This window comes from Henriciella sp. (assembly GCF_049649345.1).
Taxonomy (GTDB): domain Bacteria; phylum Pseudomonadota; class Alphaproteobacteria; order Caulobacterales; family Hyphomonadaceae; genus Henriciella.
Genome location: NZ_JBARZC010000102.1, coordinates 1 through 2124, shown reverse-complemented (window position 1 = coordinate 2124; position 2124 = coordinate 1). Strand labels below are relative to the sequence as shown.

General features: G+C 60.4%; 1 protein-coding gene and 1 pseudogene. Both read right to left on the bottom strand.

Annotated elements, in window-relative coordinates:
* Positions 1-1610: leucine--tRNA ligase (gene leuS, locus WA989_RS02600; RefSeq protein ID WP_424338967.1), on the bottom strand; the 1610-nt coding region annotated here is incomplete at its 3' end.
* A gap of 164 nt (positions 1611-1774) precedes the next feature.
* Positions 1775-2124: pseudogene (locus WA989_RS02595) on the bottom strand (porin); the annotation flags it as partial.

Sequence of the window (2124 nt, the reverse complement as noted above, 5' to 3'; positions counted from 1 at the left end):
CCGATATATTGGTCGACGTTCATCCAGTATTCCGCGTCCTCCAGCCGGGTCGGCGTTTCGGCGTCGGGGGCGGTGAAACGGGCGAAATACCATGACGAATCCACGAAGGTGTCCATCGTATCGGTTTCGCGCTTGGCGGGCTTGCCGCAGGCGGGGCAGGCACAATCGCGCCACGTCTCATGCCGGTCGAGCGGATTGCCCGGCGTGTCGAAGCTGACGTCATAGGGCAGTTCGACGGGCAGGTTCTCTTTCTTCTCGGGCACCACGCCGCAATCGCCGCAATGCACGACCGGAATGGGGCAGCCCCAATAGCGCTGGCGGCTCAGTCCCCAGTCGCGCAGGCGGAATTTGGTGACGCCTTCGCCGAAACCCAGATCCTCGGCAAAGGCGATGGCGGCGTCGATCGCCTCTTCCCCGGTCTGTTCGGTATTGCCCGCAAAGCCTTGTATGTAGATCACCTTTTCTGTCTTCGGGGGCACATAGGCCGCGCCGCCGTCCTCGGGCATGGTAATGCCTTGATCGTCGGCGGGGGCAAAGGTGCTGATCACGGGCAGCCCGTATTTCCGTGCGAAGTCGAGGTCGCGCTGGTCGTGGGCTGGGCAGCCGAAAATCGCGCCGGTGCCGTAGTCCATCAGGATGAAGTTGGCGATATAGACCGGCAGGTCGGGCTGGCCTGCCATAGGATGCGTGACGGTCAGACCGGTGTCATAGCCCAGCTTTTCGGCCTTCTCCATCGCCTCGGCCGTCGTTCCGCCCTTGCGGCACGTGGCACAGAAGGCGGCGACCTTTTCATCCTTCGCTTCCAGTTCCCGGGCCAGAGGATGGTCCGGAGAAATGCCGACGAACGACGCCCCCATCAGCGTGTCCGGCCGTGTGGTATAGACCGCGATCTCGCCGCCATCGGTCCGCTGGAAACTGAATTCCAGCCCGCGGGACTTGCCGATCCAGTTGGCCTGCATCAGTTTGACCTTCGCAGGCCAGTTGTCCAACCCGTCGATGGCGTCGAGCAGCTCTTCGGAATAGTCGCTGATCTTGAAGAACCATTGCACCAGCTCGCGGCGTTCGACCTCGGCACCGGATCGCCAGCCCTTGCCGTCGATCACTTGCTCGTTCGCCAGCACGGTCATGTCCACCGGATCCCAGTTCACGACCGCCTTCTTGCGGTAGATCAGGCCCTTTTCCAGAAAGTCGATGAACAGCGCCTGCTGCTGGCCGTAGTATTCCGGATCGCAGGTGGCGAATTCGCGGCTCCAGTCGATCGACAGGCCCAGCGGCTTCATCTGCGCGCGCATGTCGGCGATGTTCTGGTAGGTCCAGTCCTTGGGGTGGCCACCGGATGCCATCGCCGCGTTCTCGGCCGGCATCCCGAAGGCATCCCAGCCCATCGGATGCAGGACATTGTGGCCGGTGGTCAGCTTGTAGCGCGCGATCACGTCGCCCATGGTGTAGTTACGCACGTGCCCGATATGGATGCGGCCCGATGGATAGGGGAACATCTCGAGCACGTAGTATTTGGGCTTGTCCGCGCTGCGTTTGGCCGTAAAGGTTTCGGCCTCGGCCCATCGCTCCTGCCATTTTCCTTCGATCGCGGCGGGGGAATAGCTGTTCATCTGGGCTGTCTTTCAAATATGCAAAGGCCGGGCGCGCGGGCCCGGCGATATTCATAATGGCGCATCCTTTGGATGGCTATAGGCTGCGCCGCTGAAATGCGCCCCGCCCAAAAAGAAAGAGCGGCCCCGAAGGACCGCTCTGACCTTTGTACGTTCAGCTTTGATTAGAAAGCGAACGAAACTTCCACAGTCGCACCGCGCTGGTACTCTGGATCGCCGATCTCGTCTTCATCAATGTCATCGTCGTCTTCTGCGTAGGAGACGAGCAGCTCTGCACCGCCGCCGAGGTCATAGACGCCTGCAACGTAGAACTGCGAGGTTTCGCCATCTTCCTGATAAATGTAGCCAGCAAGAACTTCGAGGTTCAGACCAGTGTCATAGGCACCTTCAATTCCGGCTTCGAACGCGTCATCATCGCCGTCAAAGTCGTAAAAGACGTTGGCGCTGATTGGACCATCGGCATAGTCAGCTTCAACACCGAAGTTGTCCTCTGCAACATCGTTGATCGAGTAGT